Genomic DNA, 16,099 nt, shown 5'->3' with positions numbered 1-16,099 from the left:
CGGGTTTCTGGTTCGGGCTTCTGGTCCGGGGTCACTCGCAGACGGCGTCGAGTGACACCCCGCCCGTGGGCGACGGCGAAGGGCCGCCCGAGCCGGGGTGCGCGCCCGCGGCGCCCGCGCGGCGCTCCGTCGCCAGGGTTTGGCGCACTGTCCGCTTGATCAGGTCGTAGTCGGGGTACGCGGTGTCGATCAGCGGCGGCACGAACTGCAGGCTGGTGATGTTCGACTCGCGCACCCTGCCCGCCAGCTCGATCAGCGCGGGCAGCAGCCGCTGCGGGATGTCGGTGGCCACCGCCCGCCTGGCCGCCCTCGCGAGCCGGTCGAAGCCGCGGATCAGCGTCGCCGGATCGGCCTGCCGGGCCACCGCGTTGAGCAGGCACTTCTGCCGGGCCATCCGGGCGTAGTCGTCGCTGTCGGTACGCGAGCGGCCGAACCACAGCGCCGCCTCCCCCGACAGCCGCCGGGTGCCGGCCGGGATGTAGCCCTCGCTGTCGCGGCCGTACACGATGGGCTCCTTGACCGTGATCCGCACCCCGCCCATCGCGTCGATCAGCTCGGCGAAGCCCTTCATGTCCACCATCGCGTAGTAGTGGACGGGCAGGCCGAGTATGCCGCTGACCGTACGCTTCAGCAGCGAGGGGCCGCGCAGGCCCGCCGGGGTGTGCGGCACGATCTCGGGATGGTCCTCGGCGTACTGGAAGACCTCGTTGAGGATGCCGGGCGTCTGCGGGCCGTCGCCGGTGAAGCCGTACGGGAACCGGTCGCGCGCCGGGCCGGCCGGCATCGGCACCCGCATCAGGTTGCGCGGCAGCCCGAACAGCACGGTACGCCCGGTGCGCACGTGGATCGTGGCCACCGTCATGCTGTCGGTGCGCACCCCGGGCCGGCCGGGCGCCGCGTCCGCGCCGAGCAGCAGGATGTTCACCCGCTTCGTGCCCTCCCACGGGTCGTCGGCCGCCCCGTCCGGCGGGCTCTGGTCGAACACGCTCGCGATCACGCCCCGCGAGACGTACGCCAGCCGCGCCCCGTACGCCATCGGCGCGACGACCAGCAGGGCCAGCGCGGTCACCACCACGGTCCCGAACGCCCGCCCGAACCTGGACAGGTCGGCGGGGCGGACGAGGTACCAGGAGCGCACGATCAGCCCGGCCCAGCCCAGGCCGAGCGCGAGCAGCGCGGTGGTCAGCCCGGTCAGCCAGCCCGACTGCACGGCCAGCACCAGCAGCCAGCCCCGGTCGCCGGCCGTGACCAGCAGCGCGAGCAGGCCGAGGAGCGCCTCCGCCGCGAGCAGCGTGAGCCCGGCCGCACGACGGCGCGTGGCGAGGTGGGCCAGGCCCCAGACCAGTGCCGAGCCCAGCGTGAGCGCCATGCCCGCCGCCAGGCCGAACCGCCGGCCGCTGCCCGCCATCCTCGCGCTTCTCCCCGTCCGTCACCTTTCGTGACAGAGTAGTGACGCGGGGTGCGTTCGCCGGGGTCGGAGGTCCGGTCGGCGTGTCGCCCCGTCAGGGGAGCGCCGTCACCAGGCGGCGGCTCCGGCGAAGGAGGTCGGGGCCGGGTCGTAGCCCAGGGCGCGGCGGGCCGCCGAGATGTCCAGGGTCCGCTCCACGGCCAGGTGGCCGACCGCGTACGCGGTGAGCCGCGGCGGGCGGCGCACCCCCAGCAGCCGGTACACCGTCTCGCCCACCGCCACGGCCGCGAGCGCCGGCCGCAGGGGCAGGTAGTGCGGCTCAGCCGCGATGCCGCGCTCGCGCAGGATCTCCCGCAGTGCCCAGTCCAGCGTGACCGGCTCGGCGTCCGTCACGTTGAACACGCCCCGCTCCACCGGCCCGGCGGCGGCCAGCAGGCAGGCGCGTACCAGGTTGCCGATCGAGGTCAGGCTGATCGCTTGCCGCCCGTCGCCCACCGCGACCAGGCGGCGCCCGCGCACCGCGGCCAGCACCCGGGGGAGCAGCGTGGTGTCGCCGGGCCCGTAGACGGCGTGCGGGCGCAGCACGATCGCCCGGTCGCGGACCAGGTTCTCCGCGGTCGCCTTGGAGGCGCCGTAGGCGTTGACGTAGCGGCGCACCGGGGCCTCGTCCTCCCTGGCGCGCACGGTGGGGCGGCGGGGGTCGTACACGCTGGCCGTGCTGACGTGCACGAACCTGGCCCACGGGAACGCCTTGGCGACCGCGCGGGTGCCGCCCGCGTTGGCGGCCCAGATCTCCCGGGGCGGCCCCCAGTCGGTCACGCTGCCCGCGCAGTGGATCACCACGTCGGCCCGGGGCACGCGCGGCACCCGGTAGGCGGTCAGGTCCCACGCCGTGTACGGCGCCCCGCCGACGTGCTCCGGCGGCACCTCGGGCCGCCGCCCGAACGCGCGCACGTCCCAGCCCTCGGCCATCGCCGCCCGGCACACCGCCCCGCCCACGAACCCGGACGCCCCGGTCACGACCATGGTCCTCATGCCTGGGTCCTCATGCCCGGGTCTCATGCCCGGACCGCCTCGCGCAGGGCGGCGCGGTCCAGCTTGGCGGCGCGGCCGGAGCGGGGCAGGGCGGGCAGGGCGACGATGCGATCGGGCAGGGCCCCGGCGTCCACGAACCCGGGCAGCGCGGCCCGCAGCCTGCCCTCGTCGTAGCCGTCGGCGGGCACCACGGCCAGCACGACCTCCTCGTCCCCCGTCTCCGGGTCGGCCAGGCCCACGATCGCCGCCTCGGCGACGCCGGGGAAGGCGGCGACGGCGGGCTCGTACAGGCCGGGGTAGATGTTCACGCCGTCGCGCAGGATCATGTCCTTCTTGCGGCCGAGCAGGACCAGCCGGCCTTCGGCGTCGAGGCGTACCAGGTCGCCGGTCGGCACCTCGGCCAGCGGCGGGCCGCCCAGGTAGCGGCGGGCCAGGTGCGGGCCCGAGACGTGCAGCTCGCCGTCCTCGGCGATCCGGACGCCGACCCCGGGCAGGGGCGCGCCGAGCAGGTCGCCCTCCTGGCAGGCCAGCTTCTCCTCCGCCGTGGCGACGGCGATCGGCAGCGCCTCGGTCATCGCGTACACCGACAGCACCTCGGCGTTCGGCGCGGCGGCGACGGCCCGGCGCAGCACGGCCGGCGGCGCGGGCGCGGCGCCGAGCAGCAGGTGGCGCAGCGTGCCCGGGAGCGTTCCAGCGGCGCGCAGCGCGGCGTCCAGGCGCACCGGGACCGCGAAGGCGTGCGTGGCGCGGCGCTCGGCCAGCTCCGCCGCGAAACGGCCGGCCGAGCCGGGCAGGGACCAGGTCGCCCCGGCCATCAGCGCGGGCAGGCCCAGCATGAGCTGGTCGGTGTGCACCACGTCGCCGGGCCCCAGCGGGAACGCGGCCCGGAACATGTCCACGCCGCGGGCCAGCGAGGCGCGCGAATGCACCACGCCCTTGGGCTGCCCGGTGGTGCCGGAGGTGAACACGACCACGGCGTCCTGTTCGCCGGCGCCGTCCTCGGGTTCCGGGGCGGGGCCGCGCCTCAGCCGGTACGCCCCGCGCGGCACGCCCGGCAGCCACGGCCCGGTGTAGACGTGCCGCAGCGGCGTCCCCGGCACCGGGTCGGCCAGCCGCGGGAGCTGGAGCCCTCGGCGCCGGGCGAGGCCCGCCAGCGGGCCGCTGAGCAGATAGAGCAGCGACTCGGTGACCACCCAGCCGGGCCGGGCGGCGGCCATCCGGGCCGCGAACACGTCCGGGGCCACGCCCGGGTCCACCAGGACGAGCATGCCGCCCGCGGCGACCGCGCCCAGCGCGAGCGCGACCGCCTCCGGGCCGGGGCGTACGGCGAACAGCACACCCTCGCCGGGGCGCGAGACGGTCACGGCGGCGCGCACCGCGAGCACGCGCTCGCGCAGCTCGCCGTACGTGACCGGCCGCCCGCGGCCGTCGATCACGGCGACCGCGCCGGGGGAGCGGCGTGCGGTGTCCAGCACGCCGGCCACAATGTCCATGATCATGAAGCGGTTATCCACAGGTTCCGGTAGGTGGGGATGAGCACGCCGCGGGCCGCGCGGCGGGCCACGACGCGGGGCCGGTGCGCCAGCACCACGGAGGCCACCGCGCGGATCTCGGCCAGCGCCAGGGGGTAGCCGATGCAGAAGTGCGGGCCCGCGCCGAACCACAGCCGGCGCACCTCCGGCGGCCGGGCGGCGTCCGGGTCGAACGGCCCGTACGCGCGGGCGCAGTTGTGCGTGGCGATGATCACGCGGTCGCCCGGCCGCACCCGGGCGCGCCCGATGCGGGCGGGCTCGGCCACCGAGCGCAGCATGACCGGGGTCGGGGTGGTCACCCGCATGGCGTCCTCGATGGCCGCGTCCAGGTCGGTGACCCGGGTCCCGTGGTCGTGGATCAGCGCGACCAGGCGCGGCACGAACGTGGCCACGGTCTCGGTGCCGGTCAGGAAGAACGCCCCGGCCGCGCCGCGCGCCTCCGCCTCCGACAGGCCGAGCGCCCGCATCCGGCCCATCACGGTCGTCTCGTCGCCCTCGGCGTACGCGGCGGCGGCGATGTCGCCGATCCGGTCCAGCACCTCGCGCGCCACGGCGATCTGGCGCGGCGACAGGCCGCGCGAGCGCAGCGACACCATCGCCACCACCCGCTCGCCGTCCGCGAACAGCTCCCGCGCCCTGGCCTCCGGCACCTCGCCCAGGCCGATCACCCGGCAGATCACCGCCCCGGCCATCAGCCGCATCGCGTCCACCAGGTCCACCCGGTCGCCGCGGGCCAGCCGTTCGTCCAGCTCCTTGAGCGGGGCGCGCAGCACGTCCTCGACCAGGCCCGCCACGTACGCGGGCGCGAACAGCGGCGCCAGCTTGCGGCGCAGCGCCAGGTGCGCCGGGCCCTCCATGTTCAGCAGCACCGACGGGCCCAGCACCGGCGTCCACAGGTCGCCCGGGGAACCGGGGCCGTCCTTGCGGAAACGCTCGTCCATCAGCACCGCGCGGGCGGTCGCGGCGTCGTTCACCACGACGCCGAGGCCGGGCACCCGCACGACCGGGCCCAGCCTGGCCAGCAGCCGCAGCAGCGGGTACGCGACCGGGTGCGCCGCGAGGTACAGCCTGCGCTCGTGGTCGATCACCGGACGTCGATCACCTCGGGGCGGTAGCGGTGGTCGGCGTACCAGCCGAGCGTGCCCACCAGCCCGTACGCCCGCAGCCTGCGCACCGACCCGAACACCACCACGTCGCGGCGTGAGGCGTACGCCCTGGTCAGCTTGCGCACCCGGTTGACCAGCGCGCGGTCCTCGTGCATCTCCTCGATCGCGGTACGCGGGAAGCCGCCCGACCGCTCGTACAGGCCGGCGGTGATCGCCATGGTGGCGCCGGGCATCATGACGTACGGGCCGAGGTAGGCGGGGTCGCGGTTGCCGGGCCGGAACCGGCCGAACAGCGCCGCCACCGCCACCACGGCGGGGATCAGCCGGCGCTCCCACAGCTTGAGCCGGAACTCGTCGGTACGCGGCCGGAGCTGCCCGCCGACCAGCTCCAGCCCGTCGCCGAAGGCGCGCTTGATGTTGCGCACCCAGTCGGGGCGGGGCAGGCAGTCGGCGTCGGTGCGGGCCAGGTGGGTGGCCCCGTGCGCGATCGCGTACCGCATGCCGGTGTCGGAGGCGGCCCCGGTGCCCTTGTGCTCCTCGCGGATCACCTGGACGCCGTGCCGCGCCACGACCTCGGCGGTGCCGTCGGTGCTGGCGTTGTCCACGACGAGCAGGGTGAAGCCGGTGTCGTCCTGCGCGGCCAGGGCCTTCAGGGTGCCCTCGATCCCGGCCGCCTCGTTGTAGGCCGGGACGATCACCCACAGGTTCATCTCGGCCATCACATCTCCGCCAGCATCACGCCCAGGCTGATCCCGCCGGCCAGCCCGAGCAGGGCCACCCGGTCGCCGGGCGACCAGCCGCCCTGGGCGAGCTGGAGCGGCAGGGTGGCGGAGGCGCAGTTGCCGTGCTCGGGCAGCGTGACGACCAGGCGGTCGTCCGGGATGCCCAGGGCCCCGGCCAGGAAGTGCAGGTAGGGCATGGCCACCTGGTGGACCGCGACCACGGCGAAGTCGTCCCAGCTCAGGCCGGTGCGCTTGAGCGCGTTGAGGAACAGGTCCGGGCCGACCAGCTCGAACGCCTCGCGCAGGCGGCGGCCGTCGCCGCGGAAGTAGGAGAACTCGGGGTCGCGGGGGTGGGCGGTGCCGCCGCCGGGCAGCGTGCCGACGGCCCACGCCGTACTGTCGGCCGAGAAGTCGCGGTAGAAGATGCCGCGGTGCGGGTCGGCCGTCACCAGCACCGCCGCGCCCGCGTCGGACAGCGTGTAGCCCGCGAACGCGTCCACGAACTGCGCCCGGTCCCTGATCCGCCACCGGATCGCGCGCGAGGGCACCTCGCCGCCGCACACCAGCACCTTGGCGTACGCGCCGGTGCGGATCAGCGCCTCGGCGACCTGGATGCCGTTCAGGATGCTGTTGCAGGCGTTCTTGACGTCGAAGACCGGGCAGGACAGGCCCAGCTTCGCCGAGACGATGTGCGCGGTCGCGGGCTCGATCATGTCCTGCGACGCCGAGGCGAAGATCAGCAGGTCCACGCCGTCCAGGTCGAGCTCGCGCGCCGCCTCCGCGGCCAGGTCGGACGCCTGCTGGTCGTCGCGCGCCACGTGCCGCTGCCGGATGCCGGTCAGCCGTTCCACGATGCCGGGATGGGGGACGTAGCCCTCGATCCGCTGTTCGACCTCACCGCTGGTGAGCGTGCGCTCCGGCAGATAGGTGGCGACCCCTGAAATACGGGCCTTCAACCGCAACCCCTCCGTCATCCGACCTGAATGCGCGCAAACCTATCGAAAGCGGGTTGCAAACGGCTTGACGCCTGCGCTCAGGCCGGACGACCAGGGGTTTCCGGCTCAGAAGGTCAGGACTCCACCTCCACCCGACCGGCCTCCCAGCGGGTGTGGAACACGCCGTCGCGGTCCACCCGGCGGTAGGTGTGGGCGCCGAAGAAGTCGCGCTGCGCCTGGGTCAGCGCGGCCGGCAGCCGCTCGGCCCGCAGCGCGTCGTAGTAGGCCAGCGCCGAGGAGAAGCCCGGCGTCGGCACGCCCAGCCTCGCCGAAGTCGCCACGATGTTCCGCCAGGCGTCCTGCGCCTCGCCGATGGCCTCGGCGAAGTGGTCGTCGGTCAGCAGCGTCGGCGTGCCCGGGTCGGCCTCGTACGCGGCCCGGATGCGGTCCAGGAACTTGGCCCGGATGATGCACCCGCCCCGCCAGATCGTCGCGGTCGTGCCCAGGTCGATGCCCCAGCCGTACTCCTGGCTGCCGGCCTGGATCTGGTTGAACCCCTGCGCGTACGCGATGATCTTCGACGCGTAGAGCGCCTTCTCCACGTCGTCGGGCGACAGATCGGCCTTCGCCGAGCGGCCGGGACCGGGCAGGGTGCGCCCCGCGGCGCGCAGGTCGGCGTGCCCCGACACCGACCGGGCGAACACCGCCTCGGCGATGCCGCTCACCGGAGTGCCCAGGTCCAGCGCGGTCTGCACCGTCCACCGCCCGGTGCCCTTCTGCTCCGCCTGGTCCAGGATCACGTCCACGAACGGCCTGCCGGTCTTCGCGTCGGTGTGGGCCAGCAGGTCGGCGGTGATCTCGATCAGGTACGAGTCCAGCCGCCCGGTGTTCCAGGACCGGAACACCTCGGCGATCTCGGCCGGCTCCAGCCCGGCCGCGTTGCGCAGCAGGTCGTACGCCTCGGCGATGAGCTGCATGTCGGCGTACTCGATGCCGTTGTGCACCATCTTCACGAAGTGGCCCGCGCCGTCGGGCCCGATGTGCGCGGCGCACGGGGTGCCGTCCACCACGGCCGCGATGCTCTCCAGCAGCGGGCCCAGCGCGGCGTACGACTCCTTCGAGCCGCCCGGCATGATGCTCGGCCCGTTCAGCGCGCCCTCCTCGCCGCCCGAGATGCCGGTGCCGACGAAGTGCAGGCCCCGCTCCCGCAGCGCCGCCTCCCGCCGCCGGGTGTCGGCGAAGTGCGCGTTCCCCCCGTCCACGATCATGTCGCCCGGCTCCAGCAGCGGCGCGAACTCGTCGATGACCGCGTCGGTCGGCGCCCCCGCCTTGACCATGATCACCAGGCGGCGGGGCCGCTCCAGCGACGCGACGAACTGCTCGGCGGACTCCGCGGGCAGGAACGTGCCTTCGTCCCCGAACTCCTCCACCAGCGCCTTGGTCTTGGCGAAGGTCCTGTTGTGCACGGCCACGGTGTGGCCGCGCCTGGCGAAGTTCCTGGCCAGGTTGCGGCCCATGACCGCCAGGCCGGTGACCCCGATGACTGCCTTTTCCGCCATGATCGGCTCCTTGCCGTCTCTCCGCGAGTCCTGCGGGCGGACATCGGCCCGCCCAGTGGATAGTCTCCACTCTCCGGAGATACGGTGGCTCGCCGAGGTCCGGCTCACCCGCTTCGCAGTTCCAGGACCACCTTCACATCGTCCGGGGCGGGACGAAGCGCCTCCTCCGCCCGGTCGAGCGGCACCCGCCGGGTGATCAGCGCCTCCAGCCAGCCCTGATCGGCGCGGGCGAGCGCCTCGGCGGCCAACCGGTAGTGCCGCAGGTTCGCGTTCACCGACCCGAACACCACGTCGTTCTCCAGCACGATGTCCCGGTTGATCAGCCCGGCGTCCACCGACAGGTGACGCCCGGCCGGCGACACACCCGTCAGGCACAGGACCCCCGCCGCGGCGGTGTTCGCCATGGCCTCGAACACCAGGGGCCCGACGCCGGTCGCCTCGATGATGATGTCGGGCTTGATCCCGTCGCAGGCGTCCCGGAGCGCGCCGGTACGGTACTCCGCGCCCAGCTCGCGTACGAGCCGGGGCTTGGCCCCCTCGGTCACCCGGTCGAGCACGTGCACGTCCAGGCCGCGCTGCACGCCCATCATCGCCGCCAGCAGCCCGATCGGCCCGGCCCCCGTCACCAGCGCCCGCTCCGGCCCGAACCAGGCCCGCGCCCCGATCCGCTCGATCTGGTCCCACGCCTTGGCCAGCACGGTGGCCGGCTCCATCAGCACGCCCACCCGCTCCAGCGCCGGGTCCAGCTTGACCGCGTAGCCGGCCTCCACCGTCCACAGCTCGCTGCCGTACCCGTGGATCTCCTTGATCCCCCGCTCGGTGTAGCGGCCGTTGCGGCACATGTCGAACTCGCCGTGCGCGCACGCCGGGCAGGGCACCGGATCGGGCCGCCGCACCACCCCGACGATCAGATCACCGCGGGCGAACCCGGACCCCTCGGGCGCCGAGCGTACGCGGCCCAGGGACTCGTGCCCGAGCACCAGCCGCTCCGCCCCCGGCGGCGCCCAGCCGTACTCCGCCGCCGCGATCTCCCGGTCGGTCCCGCAGATCCCCAGCGCCAGCCCCTCGGCCAGCACCTCGCCGTCGCCGGGCACCGGATCGGGCATGTCCACGACCGCCAGCGAGTCCTTCTCGCCCGGCCGCACGGTGAGCGCACGCATGAGGTGGCGATACCCCGGTCACGAACGGTTAGACGTCGGTCGCGCCCCGCCGAGCTTTGTCCCTTTTGCGTGGGTGACGCCTGCACAGGCGACCAACACCTGAGATACTGCAGGTAGTCGGCTCCCCAGCCGCTGACGGCCATCCACGCAGCAGCGTCCCTCAGGAGGGCCATGAACCACGCCGAAGAACCCCGCGTCAACCGGCCGGCACGACAATGACAGAGAACACCAAACGGGGCAGGGACGTCACCCTCGCCCTGACATACGCCTGCAGTGTCCATGCCCACGAGATGGTGTTCGGCACCGGCCGCGACGAGGCGGTGCTCGAACGCGGAACCTCGTGGGAACCGCGGCTCGTCAGCCGCCGCCAGGAGATCGTGGAGATGTACTCCCGGCTCCTGCTCGTCCGGCTCCGCGCCCGCGTCGACCGGCTGGCCGCCCTGGAGGTCGAGTGCCGCCGCCGCGCCACCGCCGCCACCTTCCCCCGCGCCGCCCTGGCCGCCCTGCGCCAGCTCGCCGCGGGCCGCGACCCGATGCGCCTCGTACGCGCGATGTCCTGGGTCTTCGCCACCGGCCGCCGCCGCCAGTTCCGCCGCACCCACATCCTCGCCGCCAAACTCGCCGCAGCCGCCAGAACCACGGTCATAGAGGCAGGCGCAGCCCGCGACCCGGTCACCCGCACCCGCCTCCTGGCCGCCACCCGCTACCAGGCCACCCGCGACGCCCTCGACTTCGCCCTGGGCGACCCCTCCCTCGCCGGCCCACCCGACCGCCTATTGGCCGAACTCGACTGGCTAGACACCAACCTCCCCCCCAAAGAGGGCCGAAGCTGAACCCCGCGTGTCCTCGCGCGGCCGCGCACAGGTGGCGGGCGGCAAACCCACCCGCCACCCCCCGGCCCTACCGGGCGGCCCCCTCAGCCCCGCCGTGGCCGCGCCCGTCCGTCCTCACCTGCGCTCGGACGGTCCTGCCTCAGTCGCGCCCCGAGTTCCCGTGCGGGAAGAGTGGTTCTTGACGCGTGCGGCGATATCGGACGTGAACGCTCTTGGGGCTTCCCACGGTCTCGATCAGGCCCTCGTCCCGGAGGATCTTCAACCACCTCCGGACCGTCTGATCGCCGAGTCCGGTCCGCGACACCAACTCGGCCCGGGACAGAGTCTGCTCTCCAAGAGCCGCCAGCAGTTGCGGCCTGCGGTCGGCGCGCGCGGACTGATCCGTCGTCTCGGTGTGGCGCTGGGACAGCAGATACCTGGCCCAGCGGCGAGTCCCTGACTGGGTTATGAGCTCACGGGCGACGAGGTCCCGGAGTTCGGCGGTGGCGACGCGTGAGTCCACACCGGTCGCGTTGCGGTATGCGCGGTTGTCGAGGCTTCCCTCTTCGCGTAGCAGGGCCAGGGCGACGCACTGACTGTCGGTCAGACCCTTCTCTCCCAGACTGCGGATCCAGCCGACAATCTCCTCACTCAGGAGCGTGTGGTTGGGGAAGAGGACCACGAAAGAGGAGATTTTGTCATCGAACTGCGGCGGGCTCATGCCCGCGGCCAGCAATGAGTTGAGCATGGCCCGGATACCCGACCCGCGATTCTCGCAGACGGTACGGCTCTCACCGGGCAGGGGGACATCTTCCAGGAGTTTGATGAGAATGGCGTTACGGGCGGAGGAGATGCCCTCTTCGCCCAGGCTGTCGATGCTGACAGGACCGAACAGTCCACCGGGATTGCGAATAAGCAATCTGTCGGGATACATCTCGACCTGGACCTGAGTGCCGCGCGCGCCGGTGGACAGGTCACGGTGAACCAAGGCGTTCACCACCGCTTCCCGCAGCGCCGTCTCCGGATACTCCCAGACATCCTCGCGGCCCGCATCTTCGATGACCGCTCTGCGCGACATGTTGCGACGTATCGCTGCGAGGGTGTCGCGGACCATGATCGGGATCGGGCCTTCCAGCGTTACGTTGTCCAGAAACCGCGCATCAGGTCGCGATCCGCTGGGGGTGGGATAGTGGACGAAGGTGACCATCAGTTGAGGAAAGTGCTCCTGTGGGTAGCGCCCAAGTGCCAGAAGCCCGGCCAGCGAGACCGCCTCACCACCGTGGCCGTCCGGCACAAGCACCTTGGCGCGCCGCAGCACCGCCATCGGGGTGAGATCCTTGAACGCATACGGCCTGCTGATGCGTAGCCGGCCGATCAACGCGTCCACGCCTGCGGGGTCGAGGTGCTCCAACCCCACCCCTCGTACGGCCTGTTCGTCCTCCCGAGGCTGGCCTCGGGAGGACAGCATGACCTGCACCTCGTAGGCCGACAGCCGGCGATCGCCGTCGCCGACCCTGACGTAGCTGCCCTTGGTGATGCCCGCGGACCGCGAGAAGCAGGGCTTTTGAGCAGCATCGAGTTCGGGGACCTCCGCGACCAGTATGTGAGTGCCCTCGAACCGATGGATCTTGATAAGAGGTCTCAGCGGTGGTTCCATGTCCTCCGCGCACATGGCGCCCAGACCCGCGGCCACGTCCGCCGGATCGGTCAGGCCCGTCGCCGCGAAGCCCTGGGTTTCGTCCAGCCCTAGGATGATCACGCCACCTCGGGTGTTGGCGAACGCCGAGAGCGTTTCGCGCAGCGACCTGGGCAGGCCTCCCTGGGCCTTCTTCACCTCGACGTCGGCGATGTCCGCGCCGATGGTACGGAGGTTGTCGACGATTTCCGCGAGCTCTGGGTCGAGCACCATGTCCCCTCGGCCACCCAACGTCCCCTCGGCCACCCAACTACATGCTAACTCGCATGTTAGTTAGCATGCTCGTTAGCATGTGACGTTTCCGCAGGTCTGCCCCCTGCCCTGCTGGAAGATCAGCACTTTCCGGGCATTCTTTGCGCAATCTTGGGGGTGGGATGTCGAGGAAGGCGTGCCGGTTCCGACCGGTGGGTGAAAGGGCGCCCAGACGGGGTGCCGGTACGGGAGGAGATCGGTCGTGAAGTACATGATCATCATTTACGGCAACGCCGAGCTGTGGGAGTCGTTCCCGCCGGAGGAGACGGAGAAGGCCATCGCGGCGCAGGACGCGTTCAACCGGAAGTACGCCGAGACGGGGGAACTGCTCGGCGCGTACGGGACCGCCGACGCGGCCGAGGCCAAGGTCGTGCGGGTGCGCGAGGGGGTGCCGGTCGTGACCGACGGGCCGTACCTGGAGGCCAAGGAGTACCTGGCGAGCTGGTACCTGATCGACGTGCCGAGCGAGCAGCGCGCCCTGGAGATCGCCGCCGAGATCCCGTTCGCGGCTCAGAACGCCGTGGAGGTGTGGCCGGTGCCGCACGAGGCGCCGGGTAACAAGCTCTGAGCGCCGTGGGCGCGCTCCCGGCCGCGTGGCGGGAGCGCGCCCACGTGGGGGCTCAGGCGGCCCTGTACGAAGGCGGGAGCGCGCCCGCGTGAGGGCTCAGGCGGCGTCGCGGGCGCGGCCCGGGAGGACGTTCAGGATCTCTTTGGGCTCCGGGTCGTCGAGGGGCACATCGTCGAAGGGAATGGTCTCGTCGGCGGGCGGGGCGAGGACGATGACCTCTGCGCCCCAGTCGGTGTAGCGGGTGTCTATGCTGCGGCTCGTCCGCTTGTTCCGCTCGGTCTCGGAGGTCATCAGGCGGGTGGGCAGGCCGTCGCGGCTCGTCCAGAGCTTGAAGGCGATCGTCTGCTTGGAGGGCGCGCTGATCCGCAGGGCCTTCAGCACCGAACCGTAGTGCTTCGGGTCGGCCCGGTACAGGTCGGCGTAGGTCACCTTGCCCTGGTAGAAGTAGCCGCCGGAGACCGGCTCGCCGGTGCGCCCTCGCAGCATCGCGTTGAGTACCGACGGGTTCAGGACCGTGATCCTCTGCGCGCTCAGGTCGTGCGCGGTGAAGAAATCGCCCAGGTCCAGGGTCACCCACTTCTTGCCGTCCGGGAGGCCGTCCCACGACAGGTACAGTCGCCGGCCGACGAGCGTCATGTCGGTCGGCTCGTTGACGGGCGCGATGACGTCCTCCCGCTCGGGGACCACGTAGCTCGTGCCGTCGAAGGCGACGGGGCCGGTCGCGGCGAACTGGATCCTGCCGGAGACCCGGGTCCTGCTCGCCTCGCCCTTGTAGGTCATGCGGGCGACCTCGGTGATGTGGACGCCCTTCTCGGGGCGGAACTGGCGTTTGAGCGCCTGCACCGGGTCAGGGGCCGCCGTGGCGGAGGCCGGGGTCGCGAGTACGGCCGGGGCGGACGCGATCAGTGCGGCGACCGCCACCGTTGTCCATCGCCTCATGTTCGTCCTGGGGTGAGGGGGGCTGGTGGGATGGCCGATTATGCCAGTCCGGCCATGGCGGCGCGGATGCCCTCGGTCAGGAGCTCCCGGGCTCGGGGGAGGCCGGGGAGGCGGTCGCGCATGACCCGCAGGCCGGTCACGAGCGGTTCCGGTGGCACTCCGCGGGCCAGCAGGATGTCGCGGGTCCAGGTGACGAAGCCGGTGAACAGGGCCGGGTCGTCCACGAACAGGGCGGTGGACAGGAAGTCGGCGATGTGGCCCAGGTCCTCGGCGGTGCGCTCCAGTTGCTCCGGGTCGTAGGCGGACATGGGCGGGTAGGCGCGGCCGAGGTCGTCCAGCACCGCGGCGAGCAGGGCGGTGCGGCGGCGGAGGAGTTCGGCGGTCTCCTTGTCCGCGACCCGGAGCGCGCCGTCGGGCACGGGCGGGAAGGCGGGCAGGCCGCCGGAGTCCAGGATGTCCGCGGCGGCGTCGGCGGTGGGCGCCCAGGCGTCCGCGCCCAGCGTCCGGGCGTAGCGGCCGTCGGGGCCGAAGCCGGCGCCGCCCGCGAGCACCGGTACGCCCGCCGCGCGGCAGGCGGTGATCAGGCCGTGGGCGCGCAGCAGCCGGGTGGGCAGAGTGCAGCTCACGGCCACCGCGTCGGGGCCGGTCTGGTGCAGGTAGGACAGCAGGTGCCCGCCGGGGACGCTGGCGCCGAGGAAGTCCACCCGATGGCCGCGCAGGCGCAGCACCTCGGCGAGCAGGCGGGCGGGCAGCGCGTGGTACTCGCCGTCGGTGCAGGCCACCGTGATCCGGCCGCGCGCCGGCCGGGGCCGCGCGTGTACGGCGACCGCGGCCACGGCCGTCTCGCTCACGGAGGTGGCCGCGTGCTCGCGCGCCACCGACCACGTGTTGGCGGCCCACAGCTCGCCCACCCGCCGCTGCACCGGCGCGATCACCCGCAGCAGCACGTCCTCGGCCGGTACGCCGTCGTCCAGCAGCCCGAGCACGAGGTCCACCGCGCCCCGGGCGTCGGCCTCGGCGGCGCGCTCCAGATAGCGGTCCTGGGCGGCCTTCAGGTCCATGGCGCCTTCAGGTCCATGGCGCGGAGGGGAGGGGACACCGGATGGCCAGCAGCGCCCGGTCGTCGTGCTCGCCGCCGGCCAGCCATTCGCTGCCGAGCTGCTCCAGCCGCGCCACCACCGCGGCGGCCGGCATTCCGGCGCAGGAGGCGAGGGCGGTCTTGAGCCGGTCGTCGCCGTACATCTCGTGACCGGCCGGGCCGCCGAACGCCTCGGTCACGCCGTCGCTGTAGAGCAGGCACACCTCGCCGGGCGCGAGGTCGGCGGGCACGGTGCGTACGCCGATGTCGGGCAGGACGCCGAGCATGCAGCCGGTGGAGGAGACCTCCTCCACCGAGCGGTCGCGGCGCAGGATGAGCGGCGGCGGGTGCCCGGCCACCGCGAGGCCGAGCCGCACGTGCCCGTCGGGGGCCCGGCTCAGCGCGGCCAGGACCAGCGTGACGTGCGAATAGGGGGTGGGCGAGTCGAGCAGGGTCCGGTTGAGCAGGTCGGCCAGCCGCTCGGGGCGCCGCTCCAGGAGCAGCAGCGCGCGCAGGCTGTGGCGTACACGTCCGGCGAGCGCGGCCGCCTGCACGCCCTTGCCGCACACGTCGCCGAGCACCGCCAGCGTCGGCTCCGGCGCGCCGCCGGCCGGGGGGAGGTGGACGTCGTAGAAGTCGCCGCCGAGCCGGCCCGCCTGCTGGGAGGCGCGCAGCGAGCCGGCCAGGTCCACCCCCTCAAACTCGGGCAGGGGCGACGGGAGCAGGTCGGCGGCCAGGGCGTCGTTGATCGCGCACTGCTCCTCGTACAGCCTGGCGGCGCAGATGGCGGCACCGGCGCGTTCGGCCAGGGCGCGGGCCAGCGGTTCCGCGTCGGGGTCATCGTCCGGGCCGTGCCGGACGAGGAAGAGCGCCCCGCAGGGGGCGGCGGGGCCGGACAGCGTGACCACCAGCACCTGCCGGCCGGCGGCGAGCGCGGGCGGGAGCAGCCACTCCGGCACCTCGTCCGGCTTCAGCCGGCGCGCCGACCCCGGCAGGTCGCCCGGCGACTCGCCGAGCCCCGGCACCGCGACCGCGGCGCGGCCGGCGACCTCGCCCTCCTCGGCGTCGTCGCGCCCCGCCACGGTGCGCACCCACCGCACCCGGTGCCGCTCGTCCGGCCCCAGGGCCACGGCCGCGACCTCGGCCAGATACGTGGTCGCCAGCCGCGCCGCCGCGTACGCGCACCGCCGTACGTTGAGCGCGGCCGACAGCCGGAAGCCGATCTCCACCAGGAAATCGATCCGGTTCCGCTCGGCCTGGGCTCCCGCCATCCGGCCTCCCCCCTTGGCGTCACTTC

At 73.4% G+C, this 16,099-nt stretch carries 14 protein-coding genes; 2 read left to right on the top strand and 12 right to left on the bottom strand.

Features of this window, described 5'->3' with window-relative positions; genetic code table 11:
- Positions 1–31: 31 nt before the first annotated feature.
- The 8 genes from HNP84_RS00315 to HNP84_RS00280 all read right to left on the bottom strand — a co-directional run bounded on the left by HNP84_RS00315 (position 32) and on the right by HNP84_RS00280 (position 9,457).
- Complete coding sequence (locus HNP84_RS00315) at positions 32–1,408, bottom strand: LCP family protein (protein ID WP_246517691.1); 1,377 nt, start codon at positions 1,406–1,408, stop codon at positions 32–34.
- Positions 1,409–1,516: 108 nt separating this feature from the next.
- Complete coding sequence (locus HNP84_RS00310) at positions 1,517–2,443, bottom strand: NAD-dependent epimerase/dehydratase family protein (protein ID WP_185047284.1); 927 nt, start codon at positions 2,441–2,443, stop codon at positions 1,517–1,519.
- Between the two features lie 23 nt (positions 2,444–2,466).
- Entirely contained in the window at positions 2,467–3,942 is a 1,476-nt protein-coding gene (locus HNP84_RS00305) for a class I adenylate-forming enzyme family protein (RefSeq protein WP_185047283.1), read from the bottom strand.
- Positions 3,939–5,063 carry a cytochrome P450 gene (locus HNP84_RS00300; protein ID WP_312923229.1) on the bottom strand — a complete coding sequence of 375 codons (1,125 nt, stop codon included), beginning with the start codon at positions 5,061–5,063 and terminating at the stop codon, positions 3,939–3,941. Before HNP84_RS00300 ends, HNP84_RS00305 begins: the two co-directional genes overlap by 4 nt.
- Positions 5,060–5,800, bottom strand: a complete 741-nt coding sequence (locus tag HNP84_RS00295) for a glycosyltransferase (protein ID WP_246517690.1) — start codon at positions 5,798–5,800, stop codon at positions 5,060–5,062. Before HNP84_RS00295 ends, HNP84_RS00300 begins: the two co-directional genes overlap by 4 nt.
- Positions 5,800–6,777 carry a 3-oxoacyl-ACP synthase III family protein gene (locus tag HNP84_RS00290; RefSeq protein WP_185047282.1) on the bottom strand — a complete coding sequence of 326 codons (978 nt, stop codon included), beginning with the start codon at positions 6,775–6,777 and terminating at the stop codon, positions 5,800–5,802. The genes HNP84_RS00295 and HNP84_RS00290 overlap by 1 nt, the downstream gene beginning before the upstream one ends.
- 95 nt (positions 6,778–6,872) lie before the next feature.
- Entirely contained in the window at positions 6,873–8,297 is a 1,425-nt protein-coding gene (gnd, locus tag HNP84_RS00285) for an NADP-dependent phosphogluconate dehydrogenase (RefSeq protein ID WP_185047281.1), read from the bottom strand.
- Between the two features lie 104 nt (positions 8,298–8,401).
- On the bottom strand, positions 8,402–9,457 hold the full coding sequence (locus tag HNP84_RS00280) for a glucose 1-dehydrogenase (protein WP_185047280.1): 1,056 nt from the start codon (positions 9,455–9,457) through the stop codon (positions 8,402–8,404).
- 290 nt (positions 9,458–9,747) lie between these two features.
- Here HNP84_RS00280 and HNP84_RS00275 point away from each other — a divergent pair, with 290 nt between their 5' ends.
- On the top strand, positions 9,748–10,290 hold the full coding sequence (locus HNP84_RS00275) for a hypothetical protein (protein ID WP_185047279.1): 543 nt from the start codon (positions 9,748–9,750) through the stop codon (positions 10,288–10,290).
- A gap of 139 nt (positions 10,291–10,429) precedes the next feature.
- On the opposite strand, the gene HNP84_RS00270 is transcribed toward HNP84_RS00275, so the two are convergent.
- Positions 10,430–12,211, bottom strand: coding sequence for an ATP-binding protein (locus HNP84_RS00270; RefSeq protein ID WP_312923224.1), 1,782 nt, complete (start codon positions 12,209–12,211; stop codon positions 10,430–10,432).
- Between the two features lie 217 nt (positions 12,212–12,428).
- Between HNP84_RS00270 and HNP84_RS00265 the strand changes: the two genes are divergently transcribed.
- Positions 12,429–12,785, top strand: coding sequence for a YciI family protein (locus HNP84_RS00265; protein ID WP_221335760.1), 357 nt, complete (start codon positions 12,429–12,431; stop codon positions 12,783–12,785).
- 96 nt (positions 12,786–12,881) lie between these two features.
- Here the strand turns inward: HNP84_RS00265 and HNP84_RS00260 are convergent, their stop codons facing one another.
- The 3 genes from HNP84_RS00260 to HNP84_RS00250 are packed head-to-tail and all read right to left on the bottom strand — an operon-like array spanning position 12,882 to position 16,073.
- Positions 12,882–13,724, bottom strand: coding sequence for a hypothetical protein (locus HNP84_RS00260; RefSeq protein ID WP_185047277.1), 843 nt, complete (start codon positions 13,722–13,724; stop codon positions 12,882–12,884).
- Between the two features lie 38 nt (positions 13,725–13,762).
- Entirely contained in the window at positions 13,763–14,785 is a 1,023-nt protein-coding gene (locus tag HNP84_RS00255; protein ID WP_185047276.1) for a cobalamin B12-binding domain-containing protein, read from the bottom strand.
- Positions 14,786–14,792: 7 nt separating this feature from the next.
- Positions 14,793–16,073 (bottom strand): PP2C family protein-serine/threonine phosphatase, encoded by a 1,281-nt coding sequence (locus HNP84_RS00250; protein ID WP_185047275.1) that lies wholly within the window; start codon positions 16,071–16,073, stop codon positions 14,793–14,795.
- Positions 16,074–16,099: the final 26 nt, after the last annotated feature.

The organism is Thermocatellispora tengchongensis (assembly GCF_014202315.1).
Lineage (GTDB): Bacteria > Actinomycetota > Actinomycetes > Streptosporangiales > Streptosporangiaceae > Thermocatellispora > Thermocatellispora tengchongensis.
Note: the sequence above shows the minus strand (reverse complement) of the source record. Positions and strands in the feature narration are given on the sequence as shown.